Annotated in this window: 14 protein-coding genes; 9 read left to right on the forward strand and 5 right to left on the reverse strand. The window is 59.6% G+C overall.

All coding sequences use genetic code 11. The features are described 5' to 3' along the window. Positions 1–13: 13 nt before the first annotated feature. The 3 genes from rsmI to gshB all read left to right on the forward strand — a co-directional run bounded on the left by rsmI (position 14) and on the right by gshB (position 2,238). Positions 14–871: a 16S rRNA (cytidine(1402)-2'-O)-methyltransferase gene (gene rsmI, locus ACR0LL_RS08345; protein ID WP_480585632.1), complete on the forward strand. Its 858-nt coding sequence runs from the start codon at positions 14–16 to the stop codon at positions 869–871. A 1-nt stretch (position 872) separates the two neighbouring features. Next, complete coding sequence (locus ACR0LL_RS08350; protein ID WP_480585635.1) at positions 873–1,244, forward strand: YraN family protein; 372 nt, start codon at positions 873–875, stop codon at positions 1,242–1,244. Positions 1,245–1,305: 61 nt separating this feature from the next. Beyond that, entirely contained in the window at positions 1,306–2,238 is a 933-nt protein-coding gene (gene gshB / locus ACR0LL_RS08355) for a glutathione synthase (RefSeq protein ID WP_480585638.1), read from the forward strand. Here the strand turns inward: gshB and ACR0LL_RS08360 are convergent. From ACR0LL_RS08360 to cobU, 4 genes are read right to left on the reverse strand one after another with little or no spacing between them, the layout of a single operon-like run. After that, complete coding sequence (locus ACR0LL_RS08360) at positions 2,235–3,749, reverse strand: YifB family Mg chelatase-like AAA ATPase (protein ID WP_480585641.1); 1,515 nt, start codon at positions 3,747–3,749, stop codon at positions 2,235–2,237. The genes gshB and ACR0LL_RS08360 overlap by 4 nt on opposite strands. 46 nt (positions 3,750–3,795) lie before the next feature. Next, a complete protein-coding gene (locus tag ACR0LL_RS08365; protein WP_480585644.1) occupies positions 3,796–4,680 on the reverse strand; it encodes a glutathione S-transferase in 885 nt (294 codons plus the stop codon). 58 nt (positions 4,681–4,738) lie between these two features. Further along, the gene (locus tag ACR0LL_RS08370; protein ID WP_480506763.1) at positions 4,739–5,317 is read right to left on the reverse strand and encodes a histidine phosphatase family protein; all 579 of its coding nucleotides are present in this window, start codon (positions 5,315–5,317) and stop codon (positions 4,739–4,741) included. Beyond that, positions 5,314–5,835 carry a bifunctional adenosylcobinamide kinase/adenosylcobinamide-phosphate guanylyltransferase gene (cobU, locus tag ACR0LL_RS08375; RefSeq protein WP_480585647.1) on the reverse strand — a complete coding sequence of 174 codons (522 nt, stop codon included), beginning with the start codon at positions 5,833–5,835 and terminating at the stop codon, positions 5,314–5,316. The genes ACR0LL_RS08370 and cobU overlap by 4 nt, the downstream gene beginning before the upstream one ends. Positions 5,836–5,935: 100 nt before the next feature. Here cobU and ACR0LL_RS08380 point away from each other — a divergent pair, with 100 nt between their 5' ends. The 6 genes from ACR0LL_RS08380 to ACR0LL_RS08405 all read left to right on the forward strand — a co-directional run bounded on the left by ACR0LL_RS08380 (position 5,936) and on the right by ACR0LL_RS08405 (position 12,507). Next, positions 5,936–6,814, forward strand: a complete 879-nt coding sequence (locus tag ACR0LL_RS08380) for an RNA polymerase factor sigma-32 (protein ID WP_480585649.1) — start codon at positions 5,936–5,938, stop codon at positions 6,812–6,814. Continuing rightward, positions 6,811–7,635, forward strand: coding sequence for a ChaN family lipoprotein (locus ACR0LL_RS08385; RefSeq protein WP_480585652.1), 825 nt, complete (start codon positions 6,811–6,813; stop codon positions 7,633–7,635). The genes ACR0LL_RS08380 and ACR0LL_RS08385 overlap by 4 nt, the downstream gene beginning before the upstream one ends. A gap of 63 nt (positions 7,636–7,698) precedes the next feature. Next, positions 7,699–8,895, forward strand: coding sequence for a bifunctional phosphopantothenoylcysteine decarboxylase/phosphopantothenate--cysteine ligase CoaBC (gene coaBC, locus ACR0LL_RS08390; protein WP_480585655.1), 1,197 nt, complete (start codon positions 7,699–7,701; stop codon positions 8,893–8,895). A 15-nt stretch (positions 8,896–8,910) separates the two neighbouring features. Continuing rightward, positions 8,911–9,366, forward strand: coding sequence for a dUTP diphosphatase (gene dut / locus ACR0LL_RS08395; protein WP_267365417.1), 456 nt, complete (start codon positions 8,911–8,913; stop codon positions 9,364–9,366). After that, positions 9,366–10,415 (forward strand): HesA/MoeB/ThiF family protein, encoded by a 1,050-nt coding sequence (locus tag ACR0LL_RS08400; protein WP_480585659.1) that lies wholly within the window; start codon positions 9,366–9,368, stop codon positions 10,413–10,415. The genes dut and ACR0LL_RS08400 overlap by 1 nt, the downstream gene beginning before the upstream one ends. A 76-nt stretch (positions 10,416–10,491) precedes the next feature. Then, entirely contained in the window at positions 10,492–12,507 is a 2,016-nt protein-coding gene (locus tag ACR0LL_RS08405) for a M3 family metallopeptidase (RefSeq protein WP_480585662.1), read from the forward strand. A gap of 2 nt (positions 12,508–12,509) precedes the next feature. On the opposite strand, the gene ACR0LL_RS08410 is transcribed toward ACR0LL_RS08405, so the two are convergent. Further along, positions 12,510–13,442: a 2-hydroxyacid dehydrogenase gene (locus ACR0LL_RS08410; protein WP_480585665.1), complete on the reverse strand. Its 933-nt coding sequence runs from the start codon at positions 13,440–13,442 to the stop codon at positions 12,510–12,512. Positions 13,443–13,453: the final 11 nt, after the last annotated feature.

Raw genomic sequence — 13,453 nt, forward strand, 5'->3', positions numbered from 1 at the left:
TGAGGGTCCAGCTTTGAATTTCCAAAAGATCAAGTTGGCTGCGGGCCTGTATTTTGTTGCCACTCCGATTGGAACAGCACGCGACATTACGCTCAGGGCCTTGGATGTTTTGGCCTCAGCCGATGTGATTGCGGCAGAAGACACCCGCAGTTTACGTCGCTTGATAGAAATACATGGCATCCCGCTGGAAGGCCGGCGAATCCAAGCCTATCACGACCACAGCGGCGCAGGCGCACGCGGCAAGATCATGGAGGCGCTGGCGCAAGGGCAATCGGTGGCCTACGCGTCCGAAGCAGGAATGCCGCTAATTGCCGATCCGGGCTATGATTTGGGCAAGCAGGCCGCCGAAGCCGGGTATACCGTGACCTGCGCCCCGGGCGCGTCTGCCGTTGTAACGGCCCTGACGTTGGCGGGGCTTCCCACGGACGCCTTCTTTTTTGCAGGCTTCCTTCCCAACGCATCCAAAGCACGCCGCACCCGTATCGAGGCGTTGAAGGACATCCCCGGCACATTGGTGTTCTACGAATCTCCGAAACGCGTTGCCGCCTGTCTGTCAGACTTGGCAGAATGCCTGGGGCCTGAACGGCAGGCTGCGCTTTGTCGAGAGCTTACGAAAAAGTTTGAGGAGGTCCGTCGCAGCAGCCTGTCCGAACTGGCAGAGGAGTATCGGGACAAGACCGTCAAGGGCGAGATTGTCCTGCTGGTGGACCGCGGTCATTCGCAAAGTGTTAACGAATCTGATCTAGAAGAAGCTTTGAAACGAGCTTTGGAAAATCACTCGGTTCGGGATGCAGCGGATCTTGTATCGGAAATGTACGACCTGCCGCGCCGACCGATTTATCAGAAAGCATTGAAATTGGGCAAGGGATGACATGGGGCGGCGTGAACAACAGGGTTCGATCTCTTACCACGCCGGACAGGCCGCAGAGTCACAGGTTGCCGCAGATTACGAACTTCGGGGCTTTGCCATAGCGCATCGTCGCTGGCGGGGCGCTGGCGGAGAGATCGACCTTATTGCACGCGACGGCGAAGGGCTTGTGTTCATCGAAGTTAAAAAAAGCACCAGCTTTGAAAAGGCCGCTGCCCGGATCAGCCGCAAGCAGATCGAACGGATTTACGCCTCTGCCGCGCAGTTCTTGGAAAACGAGCCGGACGGGCAGCTGACAAACGTGCGCTTTGACGCGGCGCTTGTTGATTGTTCTGGCGCGGTTCAAATCATCGAAAACGCCTTTGGTTTTGGCTAAGCCCCATTGAACCCACAGGCGTGCTGGTCCATGTATCTGGCGGGAAACTGAGGGACATGCCATGAAAATCGCCTTTCAAATGGACCCGATCGGGGCCGTGGAAATCAACGCCGACAGCTCATTCCGCCTGGCGGAAGAGGCACAGGCGCGCGGGCACTCTTTGTTTTTCTATGGTCCGGATCATTTGGCCTATCAGCAGGGTCGCATCACCGCGCGAGGTCACGACATGACTGTGCAAAGGGTTGCCGGAGATCCTGCGGTTCTGGGTCCCGAACGTGAGGTGGATCTTGCCGATTTCGATGTCGTCTGGCTGCGTCAGGACCCGCCTTTTGACATGCATTACATCACGTCCACGCATTTGCTGGATCGTCTCAAGGGTCAGACGCTGGTCGTCAACGATCCGTTCTGGGTGCGCAACTACCCGGAAAAGCTGCTGGTGCTGGATTTCCCCGACCTGACCCCGCCAACAACGATTGCGCGTGATTTGCAGACGATCAAGGCGTTCAAGGAAAAGCACGGCGATATCATCCTCAAGCCGCTTTACGGGAATGGCGGCGCGGGTGTGTTCCGGCTTGATGCCAATGACCGCAACCTGACTTCCTTGCATGAGCTGTTCACCGGATTCTCGCGCGAACCTTTGATCGTGCAGAAATTCCTGCCGGATGTCAGCAATGGCGACAAACGGGTGATCCTGGTGGATGGCGAAGCGGTCGGCGCAATCAACCGGGTACCCGCCAAAGGCGAAACGCGGTCGAACATGCATGTTGGCGGACGTCCGGAAAAGATCGGCTTGTCCGAACGCGATCTTGAGATATGCGCGGCGATTGGGCCTCTGCTGAAGGAAAAGGGTCAGGTCTTTGTCGGAATTGACGTTATTGGCGACTATCTGACCGAGATTAACGTGACTTCACCGACCGGCATTCAGGAGCTGGAACGGTTTGACGGGGTAAATATTGCCGAAAAGATCTGGCAGGCCATCGAGGCCAAGCTTTAGGCCATAACCCGGGCAGAGATCCGAAAACTCAGTGCCTCGGCCACGTGTTGGCGGTGGATATCGGTCGCGCCGTCCAGATCGGCGATGGTGCGCGCCACCCTCAGGATTCTATGAAAGGCCCGGGCTGACAGGCCGAAACGATCTGCGGCTTTCAACAGCAGCTCTTTTCCTTCGGCATCGGGCGTGGCGATCTCTTCCAGTATTTTGCCTTCTGCATCAGCGTTTTGTCGTAACTCCGGCGTGTCACAAAACCGGTCTGCCTGAATGGCTCGCGCCCTTTCGACACGTGCTGCAACCGTCGCCGAACTGTCGCCCGAAGGGGGCAGATCGAGGTCTGTAAAGCCCACGGGCGGAACTTCGATCCGCAGGTCGAACCTGTCCATCAACGGGCCCGAGATTCGGTTCAGGTAATCTTCGCCACATCCCGGTGCCCGCGAACAGGCACGGGACGGATCGGTCAGATAGCCACATTTGCAAGGGTTGGCGGCGGCGACCAGCATGAAACGACAGGGGTATTTCACATGGGCGTTCGCGCGCGCCACCATGACTTCGCCGGTTTCAATGGGTTGCCGCAGGGTTTCCAGAACGGTGCGTGGAAATTCGGCGAATTCATCCATGAACAGCACACCATTATGGGCCAATGAGATTTCGCCCGGTTTGGCCCCTTTCCCACCACCAACTATGGCCGCCATCGAGGCCGTGTGGTGCGGTTCGCGGAACGGGCGAGTGCGGTTTATTCCGCCTTCATCCAGTAACCCACATAGCGATTGGATCATCGACGTCTCCAGGGCTTCCACGGCAGTAAGCGGCGGTAAAATTCCGGGAAGCCGCGCCGCCAGCATGGATTTGCCCGATCCCGGCGTGCCGATCATGATCAAGTGGTGACGTCCGGCGGCGGCGATTTCCAGGGCGCGTTTGGCGCGCTCCTGCCCTTTCACATCGCGCAGGTCGCGGTTGGACGGTGTCAGGTTCACTTCGCCAGCTTGCGCCGCTGGCAAAGGGGATTGGCCCGAGAAATGGCGCACGACCTCTCCAAGTGATCCGGCGCCGATCACTTGAGTGGCATCTACCCAGGCCGCCTCGGCGCTGGAGGCGCGCGGACAAAGCAAGGCGCGGTCTTCTGAAGCTGCCGTCATGGCGGCAGGCAAGGTACCGACAACCGGAACCAGAGAACCGTCGAGCGACAACTCTCCCAATGCAACGGTGCTTTCTGCGGCATCGGCTGGGATGATATCGAGCGCGGACAAAAGCGCCACCGCAATGGGCAGGTCGAAATGGCTGCCTTCTTTGGGAAGGTCAGCAGGGGACAGGTTGATGGTGATCCGCTTGGACGGCAGCGCGATGGCCATCGCGTTCAGCGCGCTGCGGACGCGGTCACGCGCCTCGGACACGGCTTTGTCGGGCAGGCCCACGATGGAAAAGGCTGGCAGTCCGGGTGAGACCGCGCATTGCACCTCGACCGGGCGGGCATCAACCCCTTGAAAAGCAACGGTGTGGGCGCGGGCGACCATGGCAGTCCTGTTTTGGTTAACAGGACGTTGCTGCCACGGTTCTGGTTTAAGAGTCGTTAACGGCTGCGCGCATGGCCGCGAATTTGGGCCATGCTTCGGGGTCGGCCACAGTTTTGTTCCGGCAGAATGGGTTGCAGAACCCCCAGCATTGCCCGTCAAGCTCCAAGAAATCGGTGACAGGCTTGCCGGAATACGGGCAGGCGGCGTTGATTGACGGACCACCTGAAACCGGCTTCGCAGCAGAAACACCCCCGACTGGCCAAGGGCTGGACGGCAAATCCTGCGCGTAGGGGAAGGTGTCGTACTCAACGGTCAATCCCATGGCGCGCCACTGTCTGACGATGGGATCAGAGAGCAATTCCATGCAATAAGCCCGGTTCACCTCTGACACCGGCAGCCCATATCCGACGATCCGCGCTGCTACAGGTGTGTAGAAGACGTCTGCCAGTGAATAGGCACCAAATAACGGGCCTTGGTCTGCCCCTGACACGCTCCGCGCATGTGCCCAGAGTGTTTCAACCCGCTCAAGGTCTGACAAAGTCGCCTCAGACGGCGCGAAGCCTTGCCACACGTTGCGCAGCTGCATGGCGCATTCTCCACGCAGGGCGCTGAATCCGGCTACCATTTCGGCGCATAGCCAGCGGGCGGTTGCCCGGGCTGCGGCATCCGAAGGCCACAACCCGGCATCGGGGTGGCGTTCGGCCAGGGTTTCGGCCATTGCCAGGCTTTCCCCCACAACCGTTCCATCCGGCAGGCGCAAGGCGGGAACAAGGCGAGCAGGGGCCAGCGGTTCCATGTCTTGCGCCATAGTGCCGGAATAGAGGCCGATCATGTGGCTGCGATAGGGCAGGTTGAATTTCTCAAGCATCAACCAGCCGCGCATTGACCAGCTGGAGAAGAGGCGATCGCCGATATAAAGGTCATAAGTCATGCGCGGACGATGCCTCAGCTTTGCGGACCGGTAAATCAGTGATTTGTGTTGGACCTGTTCACGGAAGGTGATTGATCGACCCGACAGTCCACGCCCCGCCGTTGACAGCGATATCCGTCACCGAAAGGTTGTCGATCCGATGCGCAAAGGTCTGCTGCCCGTCCAGACCAAGGGCGCGCTGCACTTGTGTCAGGATCACGCCGAAATGCGCGACGATCACCAGATCGCGGCCCGTATGCGCGGACATAAGCGCGTCGATCGCGGAATCGACCCGGTCGCGAACCTCATTCCAGCTTTCACCTTGCGGTGGGCGGACATCACCGGGGTTGTCCCAATAGGCAAAAGCCAGCTCGGGGTCTTCGGCTTCAATATCGGCAAACCCGCGAAGCTCCCACTGACCGAAATGGATTTCCCGCAGGTCTGGATGATGTGGCAGACGGTGACGCTGGCCCTGAATGGCCGAAGCAGTGTCAATCGCGCGCGACAGGTCGGACGAAATCACAAGTGCATCGAATGGCAAATGGTCGTGCAGGCGCTTCAGCGCCGCTGTATCGCTTAGATCAGCAGGCAGATCGGACCAACCAACCATCGTCTTTGCATGCGTGGGCCCGTGGCGAACAAGATGTAGTCGTGTCACGGTAGCTGCCCTTTCAGGACCAACGGCAACCCGGCGGTCACTTGCACCACCAGATCAGCCTGCGCCGCAAGTGCGATGTTCAGCCGACCCTGCGCTTCGCGAAAGCGGCGGGCAAGCGCGTTATCCGGAACAATACCGTGACCGACTTCGTTCGACACGATCACAATCTGCGCGGGGCATGCGCGCAGGGCCTTTAGCAGGTCAGTTTGGACTGCGCCCAGATCAGTTTCGGCCAGCAAGTGATTGCTGAGCCACATGGTGGCACAATCGACCAGACATACCTGATCCGAGGACAGGCTGGACAGCACCGGCCTCAGGTCAAGGGGCTCTTCAATCGTGGTCCAACCGCCGCCCCGCTGTTCCAGATGGCGATCAACCTTCTGCCGCATCTCTTCATCAAACACTTGTGATGTCGCTAGATAAACTCGATTTTTCCCTTTGGAAACAACGAGATCTTCGGCAAATACCGACTTGCCTGAAGCAGCTCCGCCCAGAATTAAGGTTAAATCTGACGCCACAGTACTTACCTAAAGATGATCCAATTGGTGCCGTTTTGCGTATCGGTCATAGGTCGGCATGGCAAGCCCGGCCAACGCCTGCAAATCAGGGGAGAGGTTTATGGCACTGGACAACGCGACAGATTTTTCGATGTCCCGGCAAGCGATGAAGGCCGAGTTGCTGGATGCGGAAACGGAACTGAGGCTGGCCTATGCCTGGCGTGACCAGCGTGATGAACAGGCGCTGCACCGCCTGATCACAGCGTATTTGCGGCTGGCAATTTCGATGGCGGCCAAGTTCAAACGCTATGGCGCGCCGATGAATGACCTTATCCAGGAGGCCGGTCTGGGTTTGATGAAGGCCGCAGACAAGTTCGACCCTGATCGTGGGGTGCGGTTTTCGACTTATGCGGTGTGGTGGATTAAGGCGAGCATTCAGGATTATGTGATGCGGAACTGGTCCATGGTGCGAACGGGGTCCACCTCGGCGCAGAAATCGCTGTTTTTTAACATGCGTCGGGTTCAGGCCCGGCTGGAACGCGAGGCCGCGACCGAAGGTCTTGAACTGGATCGCCATCAGTTGCATCAGATGATCGCCACAGAGATTGGCGTTCCTCTGCGCGATGTGGAACTGATGGAAGGTCGGCTGTCAGGGTCGGATTTTTCCCTGAACGCGGTGCAATCCGCCGACGAAGACGGGCGTGAATGGATCGATGCGCTGGAAGATGAACGCGAACAGGCCGCCGAAGCAGTTGAACACACCCACGACACCGAACAGTTGCGCCAGTGGTTGCTGATCGCGATGAACGCACTGAATGACCGCGAGCGGTTCATTGTGCGCGAACGCAAACTGCGCGAGCCTGCGCGGACACTGGAGAGTCTCGGCGTCGAGTTGGGACTGTCCAAGGAGCGGGTGCGACAGCTTGAGGCCGCAGCGTTCGCAAAAATGCGCAAGAACCTTGAAGCCCAGTCGAACGAGGTGCAACACTTCATCGCATGAAACAGCTTGCGATTCTTGCGTGTGTTCTGGGCCTTACGGTGACAGCGGCGCGACCCGGACTGGCGGAAGATCTTATTTCCGATGATGCGGCTCTCGCGATGCGGGATGCAGATGTGGTAATTCTGGGTGAGGTTCACGACAATCCCCGCCACCACCTCATTCAAGCCGAAGCGATAAAGGAAATCTCACCCTCGGGCGTTGTCTGGGAGATGGTCACCGAAGAAGGCGCGCAACGGCTGGCGCAAAAAGCGGTGTCCAACCCGGAAGAGTTGAGCCGTATTCTGCAATGGGCAGAAAGTGGTTGGCCACCGCTCAGGCTGTATTATCCGGTGTTCAAGGCCTCAGGCGCGCCGGTCTACGGGGCCATGGTGCCGCGTGCTGCCGCGCGGGCCGCGATGGAACGCGGGGCCGCCACGGCGCTGGGTGCAGACGCGGCGCGCTATGGTTTGACTGTACCGCTGACGCCCGAGGAGCAGGCAGCGCGCGAGGCGGATCAAATGGCCGCGCATTGCGATGCTCTCCCGCCGGAAATGTTACCGCAGATGGTCGCGATCCAGCGTTTGCGCGATGCGGTTCTGGCCCGTGCGGTGATGCGCGCGATGGAAGAAACCGGCGGCCCGGTTGCCGTGATCACTGGGAACGGACATGCGCGCAAAGACCGAGGTATCCCGACATTTCTTGAACGCCTTCAACCCGGATGGAAGGTGGTCTCGGTCGGACAGTCCGAGGACGACATCATCGACGGTGACTTTGATATCGTAATCGACAGCCCCACAGTCGAGCGTGAAGATCCCTGTGCGGCGTTTCAGGTTCAGAATTAATCGCTGGAACAACCTGCTGGGCTTGCCTAATGTCGGGGCCGACCGGGACAGGAAGGGCTGAACATGCTGTCATCCAAACGCATTCTGCTGATCATCGGCGGCGGCATCGCGGCCTACAAATCGCTGGACCTGATCCGCAGGCTGCGTGAACGCGGCGCAGCTGTGACGCCTGTGCTGACGCGTGCGGCAGAGGAATTTGTAACACCTCTGTCCGTGTCTGCACTTGCCTCAGAAAAGGTCTATGGCGATCTGTTTGATCTGACCGCCGAGGCCGAGATGGGCCATATCCAGCTGTCACGCTCCGCCGATCTGATCGTCGTGGCCCCCGCAACAGCAGACCTGATGGGCAAGATGGCCGGGGGGTTGGCAAATGATCTGGCATCGACCCTTCTGATGGCGACAGACACGCCTGTTCTGTGTGCACCCGCGATGAATGTACGCATGTGGGAACACCCGGCGACACAACGCAACCTGATGCAGCTTCAAGCGGATGGCGTGCGCTTTGTTGGCCCAAACGAAGGTGATATGGCCTGCGGTGAATATGGGCCGGGACGCATGTCGGAACCGCTGGAAATCGTCGCGGCGGTTGAGGCGCAGCTTGCGGCAGGACCCTTGGTGGGAAAGCGCGTGCTGGTAACTTCGGGCCCGACGCATGAGCCGATTGATCCGGTCCGGTATATCGCGAACCGCTCTTCCGGGGCGCAGGGCTCGGCCGTGGCACAGGCGCTTGCGGATTTGGGGGCCGAGGTGATCTTTGTCACAGGCCCCGCAGACGTACCGCCTCCGGCGGGTGTGCAGGTCGTGCCGGTCGAGACCGCGCAACAGATGTCGGACGCGGTTGATGCGGCGCTTCCCGTCGACGCGGGCGTGTTTGCGGCTGCGGTGGCAGATTGGCGCGTGGCCAGTGCGTCGGACAAGAAACTGAAGAAAAGCCGCGACGGTCTGCCGGTTCTGGAATTTGCCGAGAACCCCGACATTCTCAAACGCGTCTCGCGGATGGAAAATGGGCGCCCACCTTTGGTTGTCGGCTTTGCGGCCGAGACTGATGACGTGATTGAACACGCCACCGCCAAGCGACTGCGCAAAGGCTGTGACTGGATTGTCGCCAACGATGTCAGCCCTTCCACCGGGATCATGGGCGGGTCCGAGAATGCGGTTATCCTGATCTCGGACAGCGGAGCCGAGGAATGGCCGCGTATGGGCAAGACCGAGGTTGCGCGGCGGTTGGCAAGCAGGATCGCAGACGCGTTGGCGGGCTGAAGGAAAGGCAAAACCATGGTGGCAATTCGAGTGATCCGCGAAGACGGGGCAGACCCCGCCGTGGCGCTTCCGTCCTACGAAACTGCGGGTGCTGCTGGCGCGGATGTGCGTGCCAACTTGCCCGAGGGGGCTTCGATCATGCTGGAGCCCGGACAGCGGGCGCTAGTACCGACAGGTCTGCGCATTGAAATCCCGCAGGGATACGAGGTTCAGGTTCGGCCCCGCTCGGGCCTTGCACTGAAACACGGGATCACGCTACCCAATACGCCGGGCACTATTGACAGTGACTATCGCGGACCTCTGGGGGTGATCGTGATGAATGCCGGTCAGGAACGGTTCGAGATTGCCCATGGTGATCGTATCGCGCAGCTGGTAGTTGCCCCTGTCGTGCAGGCGGCATTCGAACTGGCTGAGGCATTGGGTGAAACAGATCGCGGGGCTGGCGGTTTCGGCTCGACCGGGCGCGGCTGATGCTGCTGGTTCTTGTTCTGGCAGCGGGGCTATGGGGCGTTGGCTATATCGCCGGCACGTCTAAATCGGCGCGCGTGGTGTCGGTGAGTGTGTTGTTGGTCGGGGTGATCCTGTCTCATCTGATCTTGCCGGATGGGCATCCCCTGCGCGAAGCAACCGGTGGGTCTGCGGCGCTGTGGCTGATCCTTGCAGGTTTCGCGGCCATCGTTTTGTTATATGGCCGTGTGTTGAAGGCCCTGCGGAACCGAGCGGTGCAGGCCTCCAAACCGGAAGCCGCCATGCCCTCTGACCGTTTCACCGAAACCGAACTGAACCGGTACGCCCGTCACATTGTGCTGCGCGAATTGGGCGGGCCGGGTCAGAAAAAGTTGAAACAAGCCCGTGTTCTGGTGATCGGCGCGGGAGGTTTGGGCGCCCCGGCGCTGCAATATCTGGCGGCCGCAGGTGTGGGTACAATCGGGGTCATTGACGACGACATAGTCGAGAATGCGAACCTGCAGCGGCAGGTGATCCACCGCGATGCAGATATTGATATGCCCAAGGTCTTTTCCGCCCAGCAAGCGATGGAGGCGCAGAACCCGAATGTGGTAGTTCTGCCCTTTCATCGCAGATTGAGCGATGAAATCGCGGCAGAACTTTTTGCCGACTTCGATCTGATCCTTGACGGCACGGACAATTTTGAGACCCGCTATCTGGCTAACCGGACTGCCGCCGCGCTGGGCAAGCCACTGATTTCGGGGGCCTTGTCGCAGTGGGAAGGGCAGCTCAGCGTGTTTGACCCAGCCAATGGCAGCCCGTGCTATCAGTGTATCTTTCCCGAAGCCCCGGCCCCCGGTCTGGCCCCGTCCTGTTCCGAGGCAGGTGTGATTGGCCCGTTGCCGGGTGTTGTTGGATCGATGATGGCGGTTGAGGCGATAAAGGTGATCACGGGCGCTGGCATGGCGCTGCGGGGCGAGATGCTGATCTACGACGCCCTTTACGGTGAAAGCCGCAAGATCACGCTGACCCGCCGTGCCGATTGCCCCATCTGCGGTACCGCAAGCAATTAACCTATCTCAACGTGGGCTTGGGGGTTCTGGAACACCCGGCCATGGCGAACTAGCTATAGGGTCAAAGGAGATCCGCATGACCAACCCGATCCTGTCCGACTGGACCACCCCATTCGAAATAGCCCCTTTCGCCGATATTTCGGACGAAGATTTTGCACCGGCTTTGGATCAGGCGATGACTGCGCATAACGCGCAGATCGACGCGATTGCAGCAAATGCAGAGGCCCCTACTTTCGCGAACACGGTGGAAGCCCTTGAGGCTGCGGGCGAGCAGCTGGACAAGGTTCTGTCGGTCTTCTTCACTGTTGCAGGCGCAGACAGCAACCCCAAGCGGGAAGAGTTGCAGCGCGCGTTTTCACCCAAGCTGTCGGCGCATTTCTCGGGAATTTCCTCGAACAAGGCGCTGTTTGAACGCGTTGCAAACCTTTGGGCGCGGCGCGAAAACCTGAGCCTGACCGAGGAACAGGCACGCGTTCTGATGCTTACCCATCGGGGCTTTGTTCGTGCAGGCGCGGCGTTGGACGGGGACAAAGACGCTCGTATACAAGAAATCAAGTCGCGCCTCGCCTCGTTGGGGACATCCTTTACCCAGAACCTGCTGGCGGATGAGCGGGATTGGTTCATGAACCTGACCGAAGAAGATCTGTGGGGCCTGCCGGAATTCGTTGTGAATGCGGCACGGGCTGCTGGTGCGGAAAAGGGCGCCGTGGGGCCGGTTGTTACCCTCTCCCGGTCGCTGATCGTGCCGTTTCTTCAGTTTTCACCCCGTAGGGATCTGCGCGAAAAAGCCTATCGCGCCTGGGCTGCCCGCGGGGCGAATGGTGGCGAGACCGACAATCGCGACATCGCAGCTGAGATTCTGGGCTTGCGTGAGGAACGCGCCAAGCTGTTGGGCTATGACAACTTCGCCGATTACAAGCTGGAAACTGAAATGGCTCGTACTCCGGACCGGGTACGTGAGTTGTTGATGCAGGTGTGGGAACCTGCCAAGGCCCGCGCCGATGCGGACGCGGAAATCCTGACCCAGATGATGCAGAAAGACGGTGTCAACGGCCCGCTGGAAGCATGGGACTGGCGCTATTACGCTGAAAAGCGGCGCAAGGCGGAACATGATCTGGATGAGGCGGAACTGAAACCCTACCTGCAACTGGACCGGATGATCGAGGCATCGTTTGCTTGTGCAAACCGCCTGTTCGGGCTGGAATTCAAGCCTTTGAACGTGCCGCTTTATCACCCGGATTGCCGCGCGTGGGAAGTTACGCGCAACGGTCGGCATGTCGCCGTGTTCATCGGTGACTACTTTGCACGGGGGTCAAAGCGATCAGGTGCCTGGTGCAGCGCGATGCGGGCACAGGCCAGATTCCCGAAAGAACAGGCACCGATTGTCATCAATGTCTGCAACTTCGCCAAGGGTGATCCGGCGCTGCTGTCTTATGACGATGCACGCACCCTGTTCCACGAGTTTGGCCACGCCTTGCACCAGATGCTGTCCAATGTGACCTATGAAAGCATCTCGGGGACTTCGGTTGCGCGCGATTTTGTCGAACTGCCCAGCCAGCTTTATGAACACTGGTTGGAAGTGCCCGAAGTTCTGGCCGAGTTTGCCACCCATGCCGAAACGGGCGAACCGATGCCGCAGGAGATGCTTGAAAAAGTGCTGAATGCCGCCAATTTCGACCAGGGATTCCAGACGGTGGAATATGTCGCCTCGGCCCTTGTCGATCTGGCCTTCCACGATGGCGACGCCCCGGCAGACCCGATGGCAAAACAGGCCGAGGTTCTAGCCGGGCTGGGGATGCCGCAAGCCATTGGAATGCGCCATGCCACGCCTCACTTTGCGCATGTATTTGCAGGCGATGGCTATAGCTCGGGCTACTACAGCTATATGTGGTCCGAGGTGATGGATGCTGACGCCTTTGCCGCCTTCGAAGAAGCAGGTGGTGCCTTTGATCCTGAACGGGCCAAAGCGCTGGAAGACAATATCTTGTCCACCGGCGGTTCGCGCGAGGCAGAGGATCTTTATCTGGCGTTCCGGGGGCGATTGCCGGGAGTGGATGCCCTGTTGAAAGGCCGCGGTCTGATTGCGGCGTGACGTCAGTAGCCCAGCGTGCGGTCGACCAGGTGCACAAAGGGCTCGCCGGATTCCCCGCGCCGGATGTTTTCGCAAATGACCTGTGCGGCAGTGATCGGGCGGGTCTCGGACGCGATATGCGGGGTCACGGTGACATTCGGATGCGCCCAATAGGGGTGATTGGTGGGCAAGGGCTCGACACGGAACACATCCAGCGTTGCGTGGCCCACCTGGCCCGAGTTCAGGGCATCCAATAGTGCATCATCATCAATCAGCGGCCCGCGTCCCGGGTTGATGATACGCGCACCTTTGGGAAGCAGGGCCAGCGTTTCCGCATTCAGCGCGTTTTCAGTGGCAGGCGTATCGGGCAGCAACAAGACTACGATTTCGGCGTGAGAAAGCGCCTGGCGCAGCCCTTCGGCACCATGCAGGCAGGTTACACCGGGGATGTCCTTAGCTGTACGGCTCCAGCCCAAGACCCGAAACTCAAGCGCGGTCAGCGCGCGGGCCACCGCTTCGCCCAATGCTCCAAGCCCCAGAATACAAACGTTGCGCTCTTGCGCCAGCGGTGGGACATCTGGGGTCCAGACACCGTCCTGTACCGTGATGTGCCGGTCCATCCCCAGATGGTAGCGCAACACGTGGCCAACCACCCACTCGATCATGCCTTGCGTCAGACCGTGATCCACCATCCGCGCCAATGGAACGATCAGTGTTTCGTTACCCACGATTTTTTCGACACCGGCCCAAAGGCTCAGCACCGCTTTCAGGCGCGTGAAAGGTCTGAAATCCTGTACCCCTCCGTTTGGGGCGTAAACAACGTAATCGACCTGATCCGGTTCGAACTCGGTTCCTAGCTGGACGTCCAGACCCGCCTCATCAAGATATTGTGTCAGCAGCGGCTGATACACCGGCCAAAGGGCAGGGCGCGCGGAAAACAGGACGTTCACAGACATCAGAGCCCTTT

The organism is Ruegeria sp. AI2 (assembly GCF_056541275.1).

Bases quoted from the DNA above. Each gene is read 5' to 3' on its own strand.
- ACR0LL_RS08360 (WP_480585641.1), bottom strand. From the start codon at position 3,749: ATGGTCGCCCGCGCCCACACCGTTGCTTTTCAAGGGGTTGATGCCCGC.
- ACR0LL_RS08350 (WP_480585635.1), top strand. From the start codon at position 873: ATGGGGCGGCGTGAACAACAGGGTTCGATCTCTTACCACGCCGGACAG.
- ACR0LL_RS08380 (WP_480585649.1), top strand. From the start codon at position 5,936: ATGGCACTGGACAACGCGACAGATTTTTCGATGTCCCGGCAAGCGATG.
- ACR0LL_RS08400 (WP_480585659.1), top strand. From the start codon at position 9,366: ATGCTGCTGGTTCTTGTTCTGGCAGCGGGGCTATGGGGCGTTGGCTAT.
- ACR0LL_RS08365 (WP_480585644.1), bottom strand. From the start codon at position 4,680: ATGACTTATGACCTTTATATCGGCGATCGCCTCTTCTCCAGCTGGTCA.
- gshB (WP_480585638.1), top strand. From the start codon at position 1,306: ATGAAAATCGCCTTTCAAATGGACCCGATCGGGGCCGTGGAAATCAAC.
- ACR0LL_RS08405 (WP_480585662.1), top strand. From the start codon at position 10,492: ATGACCAACCCGATCCTGTCCGACTGGACCACCCCATTCGAAATAGCC.
- ACR0LL_RS08385 (WP_480585652.1), top strand. From the start codon at position 6,811: ATGAAACAGCTTGCGATTCTTGCGTGTGTTCTGGGCCTTACGGTGACA.
- dut (WP_267365417.1), top strand. From the start codon at position 8,911: ATGGTGGCAATTCGAGTGATCCGCGAAGACGGGGCAGACCCCGCCGTG.
- coaBC (WP_480585655.1), top strand. From the start codon at position 7,699: ATGCTGTCATCCAAACGCATTCTGCTGATCATCGGCGGCGGCATCGCG.
- ACR0LL_RS08410 (WP_480585665.1), bottom strand. From the start codon at position 13,442: ATGTCTGTGAACGTCCTGTTTTCCGCGCGCCCTGCCCTTTGGCCGGTG.